General features: G+C 61.0%; 15 protein-coding genes and 6 pseudogenes. 13 read left to right on the top strand and 8 right to left on the bottom strand.

Features of this window, described 5'->3' with window-relative positions; genetic code table 11:
• Positions 1-120: 120 nt before the first annotated feature.
• From ACYPYD_RS19975 to ACYPYD_RS19965, 3 genes and pseudogenes are all read right to left on the bottom strand, one after another.
• Positions 121-1434 (bottom strand): annotated as a pseudogene (locus tag ACYPYD_RS19975) (integrase catalytic domain-containing protein); the annotation flags it as partial.
• Between the two features lie 65 nt (positions 1435-1499).
• Positions 1500-2555, bottom strand: a complete 1056-nt coding sequence (locus tag ACYPYD_RS19970; RefSeq protein WP_051587225.1) for an IS110 family RNA-guided transposase — start codon at positions 2553-2555, stop codon at positions 1500-1502.
• A 76-nt stretch (positions 2556-2631) separates the two neighbouring features.
• Positions 2632-3396: pseudogene (locus ACYPYD_RS19965) on the bottom strand (IS256 family transposase); the annotation flags it as partial.
• Positions 3397-3403: 7 nt separating this feature from the next.
• Between ACYPYD_RS19965 and ACYPYD_RS19960 the strand changes: the two are divergent.
• Complete coding sequence (locus tag ACYPYD_RS19960) at positions 3404-4558, top strand: O-antigen ligase family protein (protein ID WP_036531017.1); 1155 nt, start codon at positions 3404-3406, stop codon at positions 4556-4558.
• On the opposite strand, the gene ACYPYD_RS19955 is transcribed toward ACYPYD_RS19960, so the two are convergent.
• A complete protein-coding gene (locus tag ACYPYD_RS19955; RefSeq protein WP_036531019.1) occupies positions 4550-5893 on the bottom strand; it encodes an MFS transporter in 1344 nt (447 codons plus the stop codon). The genes ACYPYD_RS19960 and ACYPYD_RS19955 overlap by 9 nt on opposite strands.
• A gap of 224 nt (positions 5894-6117) precedes the next feature.
• Between ACYPYD_RS19955 and ACYPYD_RS19950 the strand changes: the two are divergent.
• The 10 genes and pseudogenes from ACYPYD_RS19950 (at position 6118) to ACYPYD_RS19905 (ending at position 17301) form a co-directional block, all read left to right on the top strand.
• Positions 6118-7198 (top strand): annotated as a pseudogene (locus ACYPYD_RS19950) (IS5 family transposase).
• Between the two features lie 124 nt (positions 7199-7322).
• Positions 7323-7637, top strand: a pseudogene (locus ACYPYD_RS19945) (transposase); the annotation flags it as partial.
• A 268-nt stretch (positions 7638-7905) separates the two neighbouring features.
• Positions 7906-8406 (top strand): sigma-70 family RNA polymerase sigma factor, encoded by a 501-nt coding sequence (locus tag ACYPYD_RS19940; protein ID WP_236727521.1) that lies wholly within the window; start codon positions 7906-7908, stop codon positions 8404-8406.
• Positions 8407-8508: 102 nt separating this feature from the next.
• Positions 8509-9477, top strand: a complete 969-nt coding sequence (locus ACYPYD_RS19935) for a FecR family protein (protein WP_459665033.1) — start codon at positions 8509-8511, stop codon at positions 9475-9477.
• A gap of 114 nt (positions 9478-9591) precedes the next feature.
• On the top strand, positions 9592-12729 hold the full coding sequence (locus tag ACYPYD_RS19930) for a TonB-dependent receptor (RefSeq protein ID WP_459665031.1): 3138 nt from the start codon (positions 9592-9594) through the stop codon (positions 12727-12729).
• A 109-nt stretch (positions 12730-12838) separates the two neighbouring features.
• Positions 12839-13618: a Slam-dependent surface lipoprotein gene (locus tag ACYPYD_RS19925; RefSeq protein ID WP_036531028.1), complete on the top strand. Its 780-nt coding sequence runs from the start codon at positions 12839-12841 to the stop codon at positions 13616-13618.
• 89 nt (positions 13619-13707) lie between these two features.
• Entirely contained in the window at positions 13708-15225 is a 1518-nt protein-coding gene (locus ACYPYD_RS19920) for a surface lipoprotein assembly modifier (protein ID WP_069709340.1), read from the top strand.
• 183 nt (positions 15226-15408) lie between these two features.
• On the top strand, positions 15409-16014 hold the full coding sequence (locus ACYPYD_RS19915) for a biliverdin-producing heme oxygenase (RefSeq protein WP_036531030.1): 606 nt from the start codon (positions 15409-15411) through the stop codon (positions 16012-16014).
• Positions 15992-16420: a YbaN family protein gene (locus ACYPYD_RS19910; RefSeq protein WP_375154539.1), complete on the top strand. Its 429-nt coding sequence runs from the start codon at positions 15992-15994 to the stop codon at positions 16418-16420. Before ACYPYD_RS19915 ends, ACYPYD_RS19910 begins: the two co-directional genes overlap by 23 nt.
• Before the next feature lie 191 nt (positions 16421-16611).
• Positions 16612-17301 carry an energy transducer TonB family protein gene (locus ACYPYD_RS19905; protein WP_036531032.1) on the top strand — a complete coding sequence of 230 codons (690 nt, stop codon included), beginning with the start codon at positions 16612-16614 and terminating at the stop codon, positions 17299-17301.
• Positions 17302-17356: 55 nt separating this feature from the next.
• Here the strand turns inward: ACYPYD_RS19905 and ACYPYD_RS19900 are convergent, their stop codons facing one another.
• The 4 genes and pseudogenes from ACYPYD_RS19900 to ACYPYD_RS19885 form a co-directional block, all read right to left on the bottom strand.
• On the bottom strand, positions 17357-17575 hold the full coding sequence (locus tag ACYPYD_RS19900) for a hypothetical protein (RefSeq protein WP_375154540.1): 219 nt from the start codon (positions 17573-17575) through the stop codon (positions 17357-17359).
• Positions 17576-17611: 36 nt separating this feature from the next.
• Positions 17612-17758 (bottom strand): annotated as a pseudogene (locus ACYPYD_RS19895) (transposase); the annotation flags it as partial.
• Between the two features lie 283 nt (positions 17759-18041).
• Positions 18042-18347 (bottom strand): annotated as a pseudogene (locus tag ACYPYD_RS19890) (transposase); the annotation flags it as partial.
• Positions 18348-18416: 69 nt separating this feature from the next.
• A complete protein-coding gene (locus ACYPYD_RS19885) occupies positions 18417-18737 on the bottom strand; it encodes a LysR family transcriptional regulator (protein ID WP_036531034.1) in 321 nt (106 codons plus the stop codon).
• Positions 18738-19097: 360 nt separating this feature from the next.
• Here ACYPYD_RS19885 and ACYPYD_RS19880 point away from each other — a divergent pair, with 360 nt between their 5' ends.
• A complete protein-coding gene (locus tag ACYPYD_RS19880; RefSeq protein ID WP_236727522.1) occupies positions 19098-19529 on the top strand; it encodes a nitroreductase family protein in 432 nt (143 codons plus the stop codon).
• Positions 19530-19560: 31 nt separating this feature from the next.
• The coding region (gene tnpA, locus ACYPYD_RS19875; RefSeq protein WP_459661712.1) for an IS66-like element accessory protein TnpA at positions 19561-19943 on the top strand (383 nt) is incomplete at its 3' end.

Below are 19943 nucleotides of genomic sequence, written 5' to 3'. Positions count from 1 at the left end.
GGTCCGTGGCATAAATTGCCTCGCTGCAGGACTGGTCTAGACACCCATTTTCCTACTGCAAAGCAATCGCTTACGCCACTCCCGCCAACCCTATCACCCGCCTCCGTGAATAAAACAGGTTAACTGGTCGGTAACCTGAAGCAGTGGATCCGGTCGACGCCGTTCTCGCTTGCGCGGCGCTTTATCAACCGCCGTGGGCCGCGCCTCACCATTGTGCCATAAAACTTTCAGGCTCGAGAGGAACGCCCCCAGCGGTGGGGGGGAGGTTTCGGTGGGATCTGCCAAGACGACGGCGTCGGCCAGGACCACCAGTTTCTGCTGCGCGGTGCGGATGTCTCGCAGCAGTCGAACCGGATCCAGTCTGGCGGCGAGGTCCCGTAGCCGTTCGCGTGTCTGCTCGCTGGTCCGCGGGTCATCCATCAAACGCTGGAACGGTGTCGCGGGAGCGTGATAGCGCTTGTGGACTTTGGCGCCGTCGCGGCGCTTCTCCGCCAACTTGAATGAGGGCTGGAAGAAGTTCACGAACAGGCGCGCCGCCGCATACAATTCGGCGAGCAACCCAGCTGCTTCCAGTCCCTCGAACCGGCGATAGCCCACCAGACGGCGTACAACCGAACCGTTCTTCTGCTCGACCCAGGCCTGATCGTTCTTGCGATAGGGGCGGCAGCGGGTAAACGCGATTTCCGTCGTCGCGCAGTAATCGCGCACGGTTTCATTGATGAACACGCTGTCATTGTCGGAATCAAATCCCAGCAACGGGAACGGCATCAGCTTGCGCAGCTCCTTGAGTACCTCCACCAACAACGTTTGCTCGCGCACCAGCAACGGTGCGCATTCGGTCCAGCCTGTCGCGATATCCGTCAACGTCAGCGTCCAAGTCCAACTCCCTTTCGCCACCGGACCGCTATGAGAAACAAGGTCGGCCTCCATATGTCCCGGCGCCGGATCTCCCCAATCGCTGAATGTTCGGATCGGAACACTGCGCCTAAGTTCAGATCCCGCCACGCCGCGACGCCGGACCTTATGGCTGTTCCCTTTCGCGGTCTGTAAAACACGGTCAATCGTGGCCGGGCTCATCTGCAACAAGCTTCCTTTGATCGCCGGATCGAGATCAAGATGGCCATGGCCCTCCATCGCCTCGATCAGAATCGGGATAAGCGGCCGAAGTCGCTTGCCGCACAGGCGGTTGCTGGCCTCCCACAATACGAGCAACGCTCCGCGCACCGCCTCGTTGTAAATTCTCCGCTCGGGTCGCGTCGTTTCCCTGATCAACGGCTCCGCCCGCAATAGTCTCATTGCATGCTTCCGGTGGAAACCTGTGATCGCGACGAATTCGTCGAGAACCTTGCCCTTGCTCGCGCGATCGGCCGAGCGATACCGCTCGCCGACTGCTTCAATCAATTCCCTGCGCGTCGCCATGCTCACCTTCCGCATCGTTCCCTCCCGGCCAATGCCGGGAGCAGTTTAGATGAGGCAACGGCAGGTTTGCCGGGAGCATTTCAGGCGAGGCAATGCGTTTCTCGTCCAGATCGCCGCGCAACACTGTATGCCTTGTAGCGCTCTCCCGATACCATCAGTTTCCACGCGATGCGAGCAATCTTGTTGGCGAGGGCCACGGCGACCAGCTTAGGCGGCTTCCGCTTCAGCAGGTCCAAGAGCCAGGGGGTCGCATGCTTGCCGCGTCCAACGCGAACATGCCGTAACAATGCTGTGGCGCCTGCTACGAGCACGCTTCTTAGGGCCTCGTCCCCAGCACGGGTGATTTTGCCTGTCCTGGTTTTGCCGCCGGTCGAATGATCCTTCGGTGTGAGTCCCATCCACGCCGCGAACTGTCGGCCGGATTCGAACAGCTCGGGTGCTGGCGTTTTCATTGTGAGAAGCGATGCGCCGATCAGGCCAACGCCTGGTATCTCAGCCAAGCGGCGCGCACGCTCATCGGCACGGTGCCACTGTGCAAGTTGCGCCTCCGTTTCGGTGATCTCTTCTTCAAGCTGCCGGAAGATCTTTCCCTGCGTCGCAAACAATGTCCGGGCAAGTGCGGGGATAGAGCGATCGGTAGCAAGACGGTCAAGAAGCTGCTCGATCCTGCATTTGCCTTTGGCGGCGATAAGACCAAACTCGGCCGCATAACCCCGGATGGAATTTGCCACTTGAGTCCGCATCTGGATGAGACGCTCTCGAACACCGACCAGCATCAATCCCGCCTGCTGTTCTGGTGTCTTAATCGGCACGAACCTCATCGAGGGACGGCTCATCGCTTCACAGATGGCTTCTGCGTCCGCTGCATCGTTCTTCCCGCGCTTCACGTAGGGTTTGACCAGTTGAGGGGCGATCAGTTTTACCTCATGCCCATAAGAGGTCAGCAACCGCGCAAGATGGTGAGATGCACCGCAGGCCTCAAGCGCGACGCTGGTCGGCGACAATTTCTCGAAGAACATCATCATGTCCGCTCGCCGGAACTGCTTGCGCAGTACCGGCTTCTCGGCCGTGTCGACCCCGTGAAGTTGAAAAACGTGCTTTGACGTGTCGATCCCAATACGGATAAGCTTCTCCACGGACAGTCTCCCTCATGTGGTCTTCAACAACCTCATCGTGGCACATCGTGATGCCGTTGGGAGGCCGTCCACACCAACAGGTCTGGACGATCGTCTCTGGGAACACGGCGGTGATGGCCTCTGGAAAGCCCTTCAGGCCGTCTACGACGGCCAGCATGATGTCCTCAACACCGCGGTTCCTCAGCTCGTTCATCACCCGCAGCCAGAATTTGGCGCCCTCGTTCTGCTCGATCCACAGGCCCAGGACGACCTTGCCGCCATCGGCACGCACGCCTAGCGCGATGTGGATAGCCTTGTTGCGGACCAGACCTTCGTCACGGATCTTGACCCGGATCGCGTCGAAGAAAACCAGCGGATAGGCCGGATCGAGCGGTCGGGCCTGCCAGGCGGCGACCTCTTCGAGCACGGCGTCGGTCACCGTCGAGATCAGGTCCGGCGAGACGTCGATACCGTACAGATCGCGCAAGTGCCCGACGATCTCCCGTGTGCTCATGCCGCGCGCATACATCGAGACGATCTTGTCGTCGAAGCCCGGAAACCGGCGCTGGTACTTGGCGATCAATTGCGGATCAAAGCTGGCCTGACGATCGCGCGGCACCTCGATCTCGATCTTGCCGGTGTCCGTCACCACCGTCTTGCGGCCATAGCCATTGCGGCTGTTCCCGACCTGCGAGGCATCGCCAAGGTGGTAATCCATCTCGGCGTTGAGCGCCCGTTCGGCCAGCGCCTTCTTCAATGAATCCAGCAGGCCGCCCTGCTGGAGCGCACTGGCCGCATCGCTGCCGGCCAAGAGTTGATCGAGTAAATCAGCCGGGATCGCCGGCTCCTTGCGTCGAGGCATACTCATCGTGCTGGCGCGTATACCCGCCAATCTGGGCACGGCGGGTGCGGCGGCGGGGTTGGCGCTGATGTGCCTGTATGCCGCGCTGAGGATCGATCAATGCCGCGAAGCCCTGCTGCGATGCCGATGGCAACTGGCCTATCCCATCGTCGCGCTGGTCTCGATCGCATGGGCGGTTCAGCCTCTGGTGACGGGCAGAGCGGCGGTGCAGATGGCGGTGACCGCGTTCGCAGGCCTGCTGTTGTCGCAGGCTGTTCGCCCGAGGGCGGTGCTGGCAGGGCTTTTCTGCGCCTTTGCGGGCTATACCGTGATTTCGTTTCTTGTCGGACATACGCGGCCGGACGGCGTGACCGGGGCTCCGGCACTGTTCGGCCTTGGCGGAGAAGCGAAGAACTACTTCGCCGACAGCGCCGCCACGGGGGCGCTTCTGGCGGTGGCCATGCTCGCGGCAAGCCTGGAGAGGCGGGCATTCGGATGGGCGGCCGGTCTTGCAGGCATAGCCGTGGTTTGCATCCTCGCGACCGAGCAGGCGCGATCTGCCGGTGCCGTGGCCTCGCTGGCATTGAGCGGCGCATTACTGGTGCTGCTTCTGGCATTGCGCATGCGATCGTTGGCTTTCAAGGCGCGTGCTGCCGCTGTGCTGGTTGCAGGCTTGTGCCTGGGCGCCGTCTTCTTCGAGCAGTTGTTGGAAATAGTGCAGCAGTTGTCGTCGAAGGATGCCGGGCTCACCGGGCGGGGTTACCTGTGGTATCGTGCCCAGTTCATCATAGCCGAACGTCCCTGGCTCGGGACCGGCTACTTCGGTTTCTGGACCCCGACGAACCCGGATGCGGTCGGGCTCTGGCGACATTTCGACATTCGCCAGGAAGGAACCGCCTTTTCCTTCCATAACAGTTATATACAGACCATCGTGGAGACAGGATATCTGGGGCTGGCGGTGCTCGTCGGGACGTGGCTCGCCGGGACGCTTGCGCTGTTGCGGCGGTTCGTGCTGACACGTTCGCTGCCGACGTGCTTCTGGCTCGCCTATCTGACGATGGAACTGAGCAAATCTCCCGTCGAGCCCATTCGTCCGGCCGCTCTGGTCGCGCCTACGGTGATGCTCTTTGCGGCGCTTGGCTTCGGCTGGTTTCCTGCCGTCCGGGCGCCGGAATCAGCCTGAAGTCGTCCCCAGACGGCGCTCGTCTTCGCGGTCGATGGCCAGCAGCGACACGCCCTTGCTTTCGGTCATGACGAGCGCGGAGATCAGGCTGATCGCTCCGGCTCCCGCGACATAGAACGCGATGGGAAGCCAGTCGTCATATTCACGCAGCAGGCTGGTGCCGATCAAGGGAGCCCAGGACCCGGCGAAGATCGCGGTTACCTGATATCCGAGGGAGACTCCGGAATACCGCATCCGGGTCGGGAACATCTCGGCCATGATCGCGGGCTGCGGTGCGTACATCAGGGCATGGACGAACATGCCCAGGAAAATCCCTCCCAGCACGATGGCCGTACTGGCATTGCCGAACATCGGAAATGCGATGAAGGGCCATGCCATCGTGAGCGTTGCGCCCAGCAGGTACACTGGCTTGCGCCCGATCCGGTCGGCCATCGCGCCGAACAGCGGGATCAGAACGACATGGAGGATATGGGCGCAGAACAGCAGAGTCAGGATCTTGGTCGTATCGACGCCGATATGCGCCAGATACGTGATCGAGAACGTGACGACCATGTAGTACAGGATGTTCTCGCCTACCCGCAGGCCCATCGCGGTAAAGACGCCGCGCGGGTAGCGCCGGAACACTTCGACCAGCCCGTAACCCTGGTGCGCCCGATCCTCGGCTTCGGCCTTGGCGGCTTCGAAGATCGGGGAATCGGAGACTTGGGTTCGAATGTAATACCCGATCCCGACAATCACGGCCGAGAGCCAGAAGCCGAAGCGCCAGCCCCAAGACAGGAACTGTGCGTCGGACAATGTCGCCGACAGCACCAGCAGAACGATCGTTGCCAGCAGGTTGCCCAAGGGCACGCCAGCCTGGGGGAAACTGCCCCAGAAGGCGCGGCTATGATTGGGGCTGTGCTCTGCCACCAGCAGGACCGCGCCGCCCCACTCCCCGCCAAGTGCAAAGCCTTGGACGAAGCGCAGCACGACTAGCAGCACGGGCGCCCAATAACCGATCGCGCCGAACGTGGGGAGGCAACCCATCAAGAATGTTGAGCAGCCGATCAGCATCAGGCTGAACTGAAGCAGCGATTTGCGCCCGATCCTGTCGCCGATGTGACCGAACACGATGCCGCCGAGGGGGCGTGCGATGAAGCCGACCGCATAAGTGGCGAAGGCCGCGATTACGCCGTCCAGATCATTGCCGGTGGCCGGGAAGAACAGTTTGCCGAAAATAAGCGTGGCTGCGGTTCCGTACAGGAAGAATTCGTACCATTCGACCACGGTTCCCGCCATCGAGGCGCCCACGACCTTGCGCAGGTAAGGCAGATCGGCTGTCTCTTCGTGCTGCATCGCTTCCACATCCCATTTCCCGTTACGCGGCCGTGCGTGGGTCAAGCCCGATCGTCACGTCGCGCGGGGATATGTTGCAGCGCATTCAAATTAACTCAAGTCGTTAGAATGGCTAGGGCGAGCCGAAGACGTGCGTATCGGGAGAGAGCCGGACGCCTCGAAAAACCGCTGGCGCCTAGCGGCTTGAGGTGATTCACTGCCTTTGCACGAGGGTGGAGGCGATGATGGCGGGACAGCCGAGTTTCTTCGATCTTTCGGACCGATACGAGGCGTTGAGCGCGGCAGGTGATCCGCTTGAACGGCTTGCGGCTGTCGTCGACTTCGAGGCTTTCCGCGGCCCGTTGGTAGCAGCGCTGCGGCGAAGTGTCCGCGGCAAGGGTGGCAGGCCGCCGTTTGATCCGGTCCTCATGTTCAAGATCCTCGCTGCAGGCGCTCTACTCGCTGTCTGACGAGGCCACCGAGTTCCAGATTAAGGATCGCTTGTCGTTCGAGCGCTTCCTAGGGCTCGGGCTCGACGGCACGGTGCCGGACGCAACGACGGTGTGGTTGTTCCGCGAGAGGCTGGTCAAGGCCAAGGCGATCGACAGGCTGTTCGCTCGCTTCGATGCCGCGCTCACCGAGCGGGGCTATCTCGCCATGGGTGGGCAGATCATCGATGCCACGGTCGTGCCGGCACCCAAGCAGAGGAACACCGAGGCCGAGAAGACGGCGATCAAGGAGGGCCGAGTGCCCGAGGGCTGTAAATCGGCCCAGATCAGGCAGAAGGATCGCGATGCACGCTGGAGCGTTAAGTACACCAAGGCAAAGGTGAAGGAGGGCGCCGATCCCAAGGCGGCGAAGCCAGTCGACCTCGCTATCCCGATGTTCGGTTACAAGAATCACATCGGCATCGACTGAGCTCATGGCCTCATCCGCACCTGGGGCGCGAGCGCCGCCAATGCCCACGACGGCGCGCGGCTGCCCGAGGTGGTCAGCAAGGACAACACCGGCTCGGGCGTGTGGGCCGACACCGCCTACCGGTCCAAGAAGAACGAGGCCTTCCTCGCCAAGGGCATGTTCACCAGCCACATCCATCAGAAGAAGCCGCCACGCCGGCCGATGCCCGAGCGCATCGCCAAGGCCAATGCGAAGCGCTCCGCCGTGCGCTCAGCAGTCGAGCACGTGTTCGCCGGCCAGAAACACCGCATGGGGCTTGTCGTGCGCCCCATCGGCATCGCCCGCGCCCGCATCAAAATCGGAATGGCGAACCTCGTCTATAATTTCCAACGCCTCGCCTGGCTTGAGGGGCGAACTGCGCCCGCGTGACGCCGAAAACCGGCCTTCAGGCTGTCCAACACCCGAAAATCAGAAGATCAGGAGGATAAAACAGAGGCCCACCGGACCCTCCCGCGCCGTCACGTCAAAATCATGCCAAATTCAGCCGGTTCTTGGCGTCCAGTTTACATCGCAGGCCTTTACCAGCGTACTGCGCGAGGCCGAGGTTCGCATCAGCATGGATGGTCGGGGGCGTTGGATGGACAACGTCTTCATCGAGCGCCTCTGGCGATCCCTGAAGTACGAGTGTGCCTATCTCCATGCTTTCGAAACCGGATCTGGTCTTGCCCGGTGGATTACCTTTTACAACACCTTGAGGCCGCACTCGGGTCTGGCCGGACAAACCCCGGCAGAGGCCTATGGGCGGATCGCGCAATCAGGTGATGGGGGGCATGCCCCCCATCATCTCATAACCAAAATGGCGGCATGAACGACAAATGGGATTAGCTTAACTCAGCCGTCAAACTGTCCAAGAAGGCGGGACCACGTCAGACTTTGAGCGGCAAGGACGGGTCGATGGCAGGATGGCAGCAACGCGCCCCACATGCCGTCGGTCGGGCTTGGCGCCAATTTCGTATGGATCGCTAGGAAAGAATCTTCGTACTCATGAACGTTTTTGCGATTGGTTCGCAAATTCCTAAGTGCTACTGAGCATCTCATCATTAGAGTTGGCGGGGGCGCGACATCGGGTGTCTAAAGTGGATACCCTTCAGGTATTTCTCGCGGCAAAGGCGGAGCTTCTTCGTTACGCCACGAGGATAACCGGGGATTCTAGCGAAGCAGAGGATGTGATGCAGGAGGCCTGGTTGCGCTTCCGCGCAGTTGCAGGCGCGCGCCAGCTTGAGGAACCTCATGGTTATCTCGTTCGGATCGTGGGGAACCTCGCTCTCGACAGGCAGCGCCAACAGGGACGGGCGAACCGGCTCTTCATACCCGATGGGGGAGGGCTGGCAGGCTTTGTACCGAGCGATGAGCCATCGCAGCAGGCTGTCTTGGAGGCAAAGGACGAACTGGAACGGCTTCGCTTAGCCATGGAGAGATTGCCGGCACGGACGCGCCGGGCTTTCGAGATGCACCGCTTCGACGGTATGAAGTTGATCGAAATCGCCGTCGAACTAGGCATCTCCAAAAGTGTCGCATCCGAACTGGTGATCGATGCCGTCGAGTTCTGCAAAAAGGCGTTGAAGCGCAGGCACTGACCTCGTTTGCAGAAAGTTCCGGAATTTCAGGAGTGCCGTTCGTTTAATGCGTAGAGCAACGACAAGCATGTGCCGCTCGGCGGCGCACCACAGGACAAGGCGATGAGCGGGAACGAGGAGGTGGAGCCAGAGCGGGTCGATCTCAGCCGCCAGGCCACCGCGTGGCTGGTGAAACTTGACGACCATCCCGAAGATGATGGGCTGCGCCTGTCTTTCATAGACTGGCTGAACTCGAGTCCGGCCCATCTTGCCGCGTGGGAAGAAACCACGCGGGTCTCCCTCCTGATGACCGCTGCTGGACCATCGCGAAAAAAGCGGACCTGGATACCGCCATCCTTGGCGCGCGCGACGTTGCGGAGCAGGAACACGCTGGCATTCACCGCGATCGCCCTCGCTTTAGGCTGGGCGATCGCGCCTGGTCTCTGGCTTCAGCTTCACGCGGACGAGACGACCGGGACTGGTCAAGTCCGTCTCGTGACGCTGGAGGATGGAAGCAAAGTCCATCTGGCGCCGGATTCGGCCATTGCCTTTGTCAATGGCGCAAATGGCCGCAACTTAAGCCTGCTGCGCGGAGAGGCCTGGTTCGATGTCGCGCGCGACACGGCGCGTCCGTTCAGGATCAAGGCCGGTGCCAGTTCTATCACCGTTCTGGGTACTGCCTTTTCCGTTCGAAAGACCCAGCGTGGCGCGGATGTGGGTGTTGCGCGCGGCAAGGTCGCAGTGATCCTACCAGAAGACATAACCCCCGATAGGATGTTTTTGACAGCGGGACAGTCGCTAACGACTGACGCGGCGGGCAGGGCCGTGCGCGGTGCGATCCGTCCTGACCGAGTGGCCGTCTGGCGCGAGGGCATTGCGATCGTCGACGACCAGTCGATCGCAGACGTGATCGACCGCATCCGTCCATGGTACAAGGGCTATATCGTCGTTCGGGGAGCGGCGCTCGCCGAGCGCCGCGTAAGCGGCATTTACGATCTAAGCCATCCCGACCAGGCGCTTGAAGCCCTGACACGGGCGCATGACGTGCGAGTCATCAATGCTTCGCCCTGGGTACGCATTGTCACCGACTAAGTTTTTTGTGCCCCCTCCCATTTTTTTCCGGAATCCGTTTCAGCTGGCACGTTTAAGAAGTGCAACTGCGTCGCAATAGCGGTTCAGGTTGAGCGTACGATTTAGACGGAAGGAATGCACGAGGTGGGTTCGGGGGGTATTTTCCAAGGGTTTGTAAATCGGCGGATCTGGACGAGCGCGCTATTGGCTTCAGGGGCCGCCGCAGGACTGAATACACCGACGCATGCGCAAGTGCAGGAAGCACGTGTGCAGACGCCTCGCAACTTCGACATTGCAGCGCAATCGCTGGTCGATGCCCTGGCGGATTTTGGTCGCCAGTCCGGGCTTCAGGTCAGTATGGACGCGGATCAGGTGCGCGGGATCTCGGCACCTGCGGTGCGCGGCACCATGAGCGCCTCGCAGGCGCTGAACAGGCTCCTGGCTTCGACGGGCTTTGCAGCGCGCATCGACGGCAGGATCGTGTCCTTGCGCCGCATTGCGGTGTCGGAGCCCGACCAAGGGCAGGGCGAGACGGTTGTCCTGGGTCCTCTACGGGTCGAAGGCACGGGCGATGTTGCCGTCGCCGCACAGGAAACCGGCGCCCAGCGCGACGAGCGACGCAAGGACGAGATTTACGACCGAGATGTGTCCTCCACTTTCGCAAGCCGCGAAGAGGTGGAGCGTTATCGCGGCACCAACACGGCGGACGTGCTCAAGGGCATGGTCAACGTGTTCAGTGGCGACGCGCGCAATGGCGGCGCGCTCGATCCCAGCATTCGCGGGATTCAGGGGCCAGGACGGGTCCCGGTCATCATCGATGGCACCGAGCAGGCGCTGACGGTCTGGAAGGGCTATAACGGCGCGGGGAACCGCAGCTACATCGATCCCAGCCTGATCTCCGGCATCCAGGTTCTCAAGGGGCCGGTATCCACGCGCGGGGTCAACGGATCAACTGGCGGCGCGGTGGTCGTCAACACGCTCGACGCAGCCGATATCCTGAAGTCCGGCGAAACCTTCGGTATCGAACTGAAGCTGGAAGGCGGCAACAACTCGACCAACCCGCGTTGGCCAACACTGCTGACGGGGCAAAATCATCTCGACGTTCCGGGGTTTCCGACAGGTTTCTCGGCCAGTTTCCCCTACGGCGATCCTTCGCTGCGCGTGAACCTGCGGACCAAAGACGATAACGAAGCGTTCTCGGCCGGCGACCGGGCGATCCGGATCGCGGCGGCGGGGCGCATTGGCGACCTTGAGCTGTTCGGCGCTTATGCGTTCCGAGAGCGCGGCAACTACTTCTCGGGCACGAACAAGGCCGACTATTACCAGCAGGAAGGCCTTGCTCTGGGCGCGACTACCTATGTTCGCGTGCTGGGTCTCCATTACGAGCCCGGCAACGAAGTGCCGAACACATCGAGCGAACTGGAATCGGTGATGCTCAAGGCGAAATGGAACATCGCCGACGACCAGGCGTTGCAAATCGGCTTTCGCGATACTGGGTCGCGGTTCGGGGAGATCATGCCTTCACGGATCATGACGACGGGCGATGGCTATACCTTCGGCAATATCCAGTGGCCCGAAAGCAAGGTGCATGCCCAGGCCTGGAACGCCGAGTATAAATGGCAGCCCGACAGCCGTTTCATCGATTTCAAGGCAACGGCTTGGCTGACGGATACCGTCAGCGATACTTATAGCGCGGGCGGCTTTCCCAATGCGGCCTCGACGGCCAATCCCATCATCGTCAACACGGCGCTAGCCAATTCGCGTAACGATCGCTTCGGCTTCAGTGCGAGCAACCAGTTCAACCTCTCATCGAAACTGAGTTTTGTACTGGATGCCAACTGGCAGCACGAGAAACTGCGATCGAACGACGATTACCTGCTCTACACGGATTTTGGCTCGCGCGCCTATCCGCGCGAAGGGCGCCGCGAGGAGTATCGCATTAATCTGAGCGGCGAATGGAAGCCTGTCAGCTTCCTGAAGCTCAATGCGGGCCTCGCCTATACCGGCTATTGGGCGAAGGACGATTTCCTGCCCAAACTGATCGAAGCCAGTGGCGGCTCGATCCTTCAGTCCTATGCTTTCAAGAGCACGACGAGTTACCAGACGTCGGAATTCGGGGTCGAGGCCTTCGAAGCCTGGCGCAGGGCCGAACTGGCCAGCACCGGTGCCTCGCAGGCGGCAATCGACAGGGCCGTCGCGAGGCAGGTGGCAGCTTATGCGGCCAATCCGTACGCATTCGAGGTAACTCATGCCGGATCGGACTGGCTGCCGGATGCGGAGGGTAAGTATAGCCGCTCCGGCAACATCTGCATCAACGGCTATCTGGACTCGATTACCAATTATGCTGCCGGGACATGTGTGGTCAGCCCGGTAAACGAGTTGATTTCCATCACTGAAACCAAGCGCAAGTCCGGGCATGGCTGGGTGCCAAGCGTATCGGCGACGGTTTACATCAGCGACAGCAGCCGCGGCTATGTCCGCTATGCCGAGGCGCTGCGCTGGCCCAGCATGTTCGAGAGCACGATCGGCTTTTCCGCGTCGATCGATCCCTTCCAGAATTTGAAGCCTGAACGCATGAAATCCTGGGAAGCCGCTTTCATACAGGACCTGCGGCCGCTTTTCGGGCTGCGCGGCGAGGGCCAGCGCGCCGACGTCAAGCTCACTTGGTATCACAACACCACACATGACGTTATCGAACGTACCAGCAACCTGCTGTTCAGCAATCTCGACAGGCAGACCATCGCCGGCTTGGAGTTGCAGGCGCGCTTCGATAATGGGCGCTTCTTCACCGATATCAGTGCCGGTCATATGACCAAGAACCAAGTCTGCGATGAAGACGTGGCAGTGCGAATTGACACTGCTCGCGGCTATCGTGTGCCGAACTGCGTCAAATATGGTTTCGTCAGCAGCTTCCTGCTGACCCAGGCCACGCCGGAGGCCAGCGTGAACTGGAACGTCGGTGGACGCTTCTTCGAGGGACGTCTTGAGGTTGGCGGGCGCCTGACCTGGTATAGCGCCTACAAAAATTCCGACCCGCTGGAGGAATGGACCACTGGCGAGACGTGCGTCAGCGGGTGCGCGCTCAACATCCCCTACACATGGGGCGAGATCATCACGTTCGACGCTTATGCGCGCTTTCGCCTCAACGATCGGTTCAGCGCCGAACTGGCCGGCACGAACCTCAACGACCGCTATTACATGGACCCGCTTTCGCGCTCGATGCTGCCCGCTCCGGGACGGACGGTACGACTGAGCCTGACAGGACGGTTCTGACACGGGATTCAGGGCCGCCACCGCATCTGCCATCTGCAAACGGGATGACGGCGGCGACCCTGGACAAGAGCACCTGATGGTCAGGTGCTTTGATCGCAGGAGAACTAGAATGAAATTCGTTCATCTCAAAGCCGTTGTTGGCGCCATGGCCGTTTCCTTCGCTCTCGCGGGGACCGCACAGGCGCAGATCGTTTCCGATACGAGCGACTCGGCAAAGGTCCAGATCGGCGTCAGCAACGTCCCGTTTGGGCCTCATACGATCGGGAAGGTCGGAATCTCCGTTCCGGCTATCGGGCCCGGCACTTTTTTCGTCGATTTCGAAGGTCTGCAGGGGACGGCTACGCCGACAGCCAACATCGTGACCACGGTAGACAACCCGACCGGCACCACCACCGATCATTCGAAATATGGTCGTTTCGATTTCTCGAAGGTCGATGGTTATGACGTTTACTACGGCGAATGGAGCCAGACCGGCAGCGCATCGGCCGGCGACCACACCGTCTATTTCGGCGGCACCGGCGCCTCGACGAACGCAGCCGTGAATGCGCTCACCGGGACGGCGGTCAACTATAACGTCTACGGTGTGAGCAACTATGCCGGGAATGGTCAGCTGAGCGGGACTTTCACCGCAAACTTTGTCGACGACACGCTGACCGGCTCGATTCAGTCGGCCAACTACAAGGTCGATATCGGCACGGCCGACATCCTGGGCTCGACGATCACCGGCGTTGACGCGCAAGCGTTCAACCTTTCCACCAGTGCCACGGTGCCGGTCGCCAGCAGCGGTATCGTGAGCGGCCAGTTCTTCGGGTCTACGGCCCAGGCGCTGGCTGGCATCGTGGAGTTCAGCAGCAGCCAGTACGATACCGCCTTTGGCGGCAAGCAGTGATCGCGCATCTGTGAACACCGAGGTCAGGGCCGGGCTTTCCCGGCTCTGGCCTCTCTTGCGCGAAATCGCCGCAGAGATCGAAGCCTAACATGCCGATTTTGAATTTTGCCATTGCATCGCGTTGTCGAACGGGTCTGACAACGCTTCTGTGTGCCGCCGCTCCATGCGTTTCGGTCCCTGTTCTGGCACAGAGCACAGCGGAACAGGATACCAGGCTGCGCCTTGATCAGGAGTTGCAGGGGCAGGAGCGCAAGACAGAGTCCCGGCTTCTCGAAGATGCCGACGCGCTGGACGGGCCCCCGACGTCGCTGGAAATCGACGGCAAGACTTACGCGGTCGGCGATAATGTCGATGAGATGGGACAGGCCCTCTATATTGCGATCCGGCGCCGCATATGGAGCGAGGCTCGCCGTTTTCTGACGGCCTATGAGGGATACACAGATCGTGATCCCAAACTCGTGCTTTTCGCCAAGGGCGCGCTTGCGCGCCAGGATCGCAAGCTGGGTGAAGCCGAACGGCATTATCGTGCACTGGTGGAGCTCGACCCCGATCTCATGTCGGGCCAACTAGAACTGGCGCGGGTCTTGTTCGAAAACCGCAAGGACCGTGAAGCGCAGGACGCCTTCCGGCAGGTGCGCGAACGCCTGGTTGTCGATGGCGACAGATCGACGGGGGTGGTCCGTACCGTAGACGCCTTTCTCCTGGCGTTGAGACAGCGGCGGGGCTGGCAAGGCAATATCGCCATAGGCCCCAGCTACAGCACCAATCTCAATCAATCGTCCGAAAGCTACACCTGCCTGCTGGCGACCAGCGACGGCACTTGCCTGTTCGACCGGCAGTTGCCCGATGCGGTAAAGGCCATGGGGATCAGTTTCGAAGGCTCGCTCAACCGCAGCATTCCGATATCGGGCCATCACGGTTTGCGCGCCCGCGCGCTCCTTTTCGGCGATGTGTACCCAAGTGAACATGAGTACTCGCAAGCCAGCCTCATCATGCGGCTTGGCTACCAATATCAGTCTGCGCGTGACACGTTCTCGCTGTCGCCATCCTTTGACATTGGGACGTTAGGTTCATCCGTCCTCTACGATGCCTGGGGCGCAAATGCCGAGTGGCAGCATACCCTGTCCCGTAAAGTACTGCTCCGGCTTGAGGGCAATTATCGCGACTATCGCTACCGGCAGCGCGGTTTCAGTTCCCAGGATGGCCCGCTCATCGATACCAGCCTGACCGCGTGGTATACGCCGGCGCCGGGATGGACGGTGTTTGGCGGCCCGGATCTTGCCGTGAAGGACACTCCGGCGGCCACCAACGCCTACCGGCAATGGGGCGGGCGCTTGGGGATCGGCAGGACGCTAGGCAAAAGCGCCAGCCTTCTTCTTCTCGGTTCCTACCGGCATCGCGATAACCGCGCCTATAGCGCCGTCTTCGCCGCCAAGCGGAGCGATGACCAGTTCAATGCCACGGCGATCGCGCGCTTCCCCGGTTTCGCTTTCGCCGGGCTGACGCCTGAGGTTGTGTTCCAGCACAATCGCGTCGAAAGCAACATCGACTGGCTCTATTCCTACAAGCGCACCACCGCCAGCGTGAGGCTGAGCCGTGCGTTCTAGCTCTCCCGATGCGCCATTCCGAAATCGGGCAGAAGGCCGATGTTCGGGCCCTTCCCGCGCGGAACCATCTTCCCCCCGATCCGAGCTTCACACCCTCATCGGAGACGATCGGAAAGGGGGGCGAAAAGCAGGGCCGCCCCGGTATCCTGCTCATCAGACAATCAACCAGGCAGGGAATTGCCCATGACCGTAGCGACGACCGAACATCCCATTGATGAGCAGAGCCGCGCCAAGCGGCTCAAGGCCTTTACCCGCGGTGTCCATGAGGGTGTGGACCACTCGATCATGTCCGGGTTCTCCTTCGCCAGCCTTGAACGTTACAAGCGCTTTCTGGGCATCCAGTACCTGTTCCACCGGGACGTGGCGGCTCTCTACGCGCAACCGCACCTTCAGGTGGCCTTTCCGGACCTCATGAAGCGTTGCCGTCTCCCGCTTGTCGTGGCGGACATGGAGGATCTTGATGTTGCAGCGCCCATATCAGGGGCGCCCAGTTTTGCTGTCGACACGCTGCTTGACCTGGGAACCGCGCTGGGCTGGCTTTACGTCGCCGAAGGTTCGAACATGGGGGCAGCGCTGCTCCGCAAGGAAGCGCAGAAGCTGGGGCTGTCCGACGATCACGGTGCGCGGCATCTCGCGCCCGCAACGGAGGGCCCGGCCGCGCATTGGCGCGCGTTCACCTCCGCCCTTGATGCCGTGATCCTGACCGATGCGCAGGAAGGGGATGTCAATGAAGGCGCGCTGGCGGCTTTCGCGCGGGTACAGGCGCATGTCGATGCCCGTCTTGGCTGAGGCAACGCACCACGAACTCCTCCGGCGCGGACGGGCAGCCCGCGCCGGATGGCTCGTCCTGGCTTTGATGCTCGTTGCCCTTGGCTTCATCGGCATCTTCGTGCCGCTGCTTCCCACGACTGATTTTCTTTTGTTGGCGCTGCCCTGTTTTGCACGCTCGTCCCCTCAGCTGGAAGCCTGGTTGCTCAATCATCCTCGTTTCGGGCCGGGGCTACGCGCATGGCGCAAGGAGCGCGCGGTACCACGCCGCGCCAAGATCGCGGCATGCGCGGGCATGGCGGCAGGGTTCGGATTGTTCTGGTTCCACGTCCGGCCGGGTCCGCCTTTGTCTGGAGCAATCCTGGCATTCCTGTTGTTCTGGGCATCATGGATCGTTCGGCGACCGGAGCTAGGAGAGCGACCATGAGGCCGGGACGCTATCGCAGAGCCCAGCGTGAAACAAACAATGGCGAAACGCCTGTCTCTGAAGGCCATATTGCCTTCCGGCCCTATTATCCCGATCGACCCAGGCAAAGGAGCGACGCGATCGGATCGGCAGCGTCAGGCGTTCGGTTCGAAGAGGTGCCGTGCACTTACGCGCGCTATTGTGAGCAACCGATGGACTGGCGCACGCGTCTCGCCGGTTTCGGGAGCACGGCATCTCTGTTCGCGCTCATGCTAGCCGCAGCCTTGTTCACATGGAAGGCGGTTCGCTCGCCGGTTGTCTCGACGACACGACCGCTCACGGTCATGGAACTGGCTCCGCTGGCCGCGCCGGCAGAGCCTGTCCGGGAAGTCGCCCCTGGTCCGCAGCAGGTCGAGAGCCAAGAGGCGCGACCCGTTGTAAAGCCCGACATCGTGATTCCGACGCCCCTGATCCGGCTCGTCCCGCCACCCCTGTCGGCTACAGAAACGCACGAGCCGCTTGTCGAGGTGATTGATCCTGGTCCACCGGTTCCCGAAACCACCGCTCCCAAGAATATCGTCGCGCCCACACCCGCAAGCCGGGTTTCCAACAACGCGCAGCCCAACTGGGAGGGGCAGATACTGGCGCACCTGGAGCGGTTCCGCCGTTATCCAGCGCGCGCGCGCGCGGCTCGCCACCAAGGGACCGTTCTTGTTCGCTTCGTCATGAACCGGGCCGGCATGGTGCTATCATCCCAGATCGTCCAGAAGTCGGGCTCGCGCGACCTCGATCAAGCCGCGCTGGATACTCTACAGCGGGCACAGCCGCTGCCTGCGATACCCAAGGAAAAACCCGATAGTGTCGAACTGACCGTTCCGGTCGATTTTCAAATAAAGCGATAAGCGAGTCTGGATTGTTGCTCCTGGCTGTCAATCCGCACGCAAACGGTGGGCCAACTCACATTCGGTGCAATTCGGAGCATGCGGGTGCCATAAGCCTGGCCTTGAGCAGGTTGATTTTGGCGCGCCCGTACATTTGCCGCTTGATGGCCTTCAAGCGGTTGATCTCGCCCTCGACCTGACCGTTGGAGCACGGCGTTGAGATCGCCGCGGCAACGGCATCCTTGTCGGCCTCGACGCCGGCGGCGAATGCCGCAAGTTTGGTCTCAACTACCATGGCGATCCACGGATCGAGCCGTGCCTTGTCTTTCGATCGCAGCTTCCCGTTCTCGTCTTCGAGCTGCTTCAATCGGCGCATGTCCGGCGGCAACATGCCGTCGTCCTTCTTCTTCCAGTTGAAGTAGGTCGCCTGGCTGATCCCGGCTCTGCGGCAGATGTCTGCCACGGGAACGCCGTCCATGCCCTGCTTCAGAATGAACGCCTACTGTGCGTCTGAGAATCTGGATGCCTTCATCGTCCTTCGCTCCTCCCAGCCAGGCGAGATTACGGCGAAAAACTCTAACTCCAAGCGATCCAGTTTTCCGGGATCAGATCATTAACCGTGGTCACCTCGCCGCCATCCAACGCCTCTATGACAATACCCAGACCGCACAGGCGGTCACCGAATTCGTGATCCAGTTCCCTTGCAAAGAGAAGGTCGGGTACGACTAGGTCCTGGGAATGCGATCGGCCGTCCTCGGGCGTCAGCGAGACAGTGACTGGTAAACCCGACCCGCGATCGGCCAAGAGCTCGTTGATGAGACCCCGTTGCCGACCGCTGCCGAAACATGGGCGCGAACGGTGGTGCTATCGATGCTGTAGTGACGGCTGTCATGACCTCGGCCAACGTGACCGACACCCCCTCCCAGCCCCCGGCTTCGGCAGCGCCGAAACGGAAGGTAGATCGTATTCCGATTCCCGTATTTGGGCGGAACATCGCGCCACGGCGTTCCGCGGCGGAGCCGCCAAAGTATCCCGTTGATGATCGACCGGTTATCCTCGGGCGACGGCCGCGCCCACGGTTCGCCGCTTCTATCGGCAGTAAGTCTTTAAAAACACGCTATTCCGCATCGCTCAGATCACTCCGGCTCAACCCTGCTTTCAAACGGGGGCCTTGAACCAACCCGCTCCCGGTGGCGAAGGTTCTGTGCCAGTGCGTTGGCGGCTTCGCTTGCAATGGTGACGGCGCGTGCTGCTTCGAGGAAGGTCCGCCCTCGTTGCGTCAGAGCGACATGGCGAGTGGTCCGATCTATGAGCCCAAAGCCAAGCATGGTTTCGAGCTTCTTTATGCGTGCCGAAAGCCAGGGCTGCGCAATGCGAAGGCGTTCGGCCGCTTTTGTGAACGACGCCTCTTCCGCGACAGCGGCGAATTCGATGAGAAGTCGAGGATCAATGCGCATGATGAAGCAACCACATTCCAAAGTGTTTCATTATGTCGATAATCATCTAAATAGTCATCGGATCCGGATTGGCGCAAGGTCGCCGCGGGCACTATTTCCTCGTCACCATCGTCGCTAAAAATCCTCCGGGCATTTGCCAGTCGGGGCGGGCAGCCATTTTCAGGAAACTGCTCTTGCCGTCAGAACCACCCGTCCTCGTCGAACAAAATGGCCGTGTTACCCTCATCCGATCACCCGGGGATCACCTGTTCTTGGGTGGCTCGATGTCGAGAGACACAATACCTACTTCAGATTGGAGCCCTTATGTCTTCGTGCGCCACGCACCGCGAAAATCATAATATGGACCATCGGCAAATCGCAGTGGAGACCGTTGTCGCCAGTCGTCGATCGATCCGCCGGTTCCTGGATACGCCGGTATCGATGGCAGAAGTACGTGATCTGATCATCAAAGCCTCTCGGGCGCCATCAGGCACCAACTTTCAACCTTGGAAGGTTGTCGTTGTCGCTGGAGAGACGAAGAGAAGACTGAGCGCGGCAGTAATCCAGGATGCCGAACGAGGCGAGAAGTCGGAAGAATATGCTTACGCGCCATCGCCTGTTCCAGAACCCTATTTGTCGCGGCGTCGGGCTGTTGGCTACGGTCTATATAATCTTTACGGTATCGCCCGCGATGACTACGTCGCTCGCAAAGCCGCCATGTTGCGGAATTTCGAGTTCTTCGGTGCCCCGGTTGGTCTCTTTTTCGTAAGCGCGAATTTCCGCGCACCTGTTCGGTTGAGTGACGCGGTGTGAAGGATGTGTCCACCAAGGAAGAGGTGGACACATGGAGATGGCACCGGTGGGCTCCTATGGGCTCGAGGTTGTAAGGGTGACGAGTGACGGCCGGCGCTATTATGGTCGTGCGGGGAAGGTACGGTTGGTCGAGGCGTGCCTCGAGCCTGGCATATCGGTGGCGAGGCTTGCGCTGGAGCATGGTGTCAACGCCAACCAACTGCGCAAATGGGTCAGGAAGTATCAGGAGCGCCAGAGTGCGAACGGGCAGCGGAGCACGGGGCAGTTGCCGGATCCGTCGGCGTTTATCCGTGTGGAGACGTCTCCGGCGCCTGCGGAGCGACACACTGGTGGGATCGCGGTCCGGTCTGCGGGATTAGTACCGTCAGTGCGGCTGCAGGCGTCGATGCCAAATGGCGTATCGCTGACGCTGGA

The sequence above is a fragment of the Novosphingobium sp. 11B genome (genome assembly GCF_054589055.1).
Note: the sequence above shows the minus strand (reverse complement) of the source record. Positions and strands in the feature narration are given on the sequence as shown.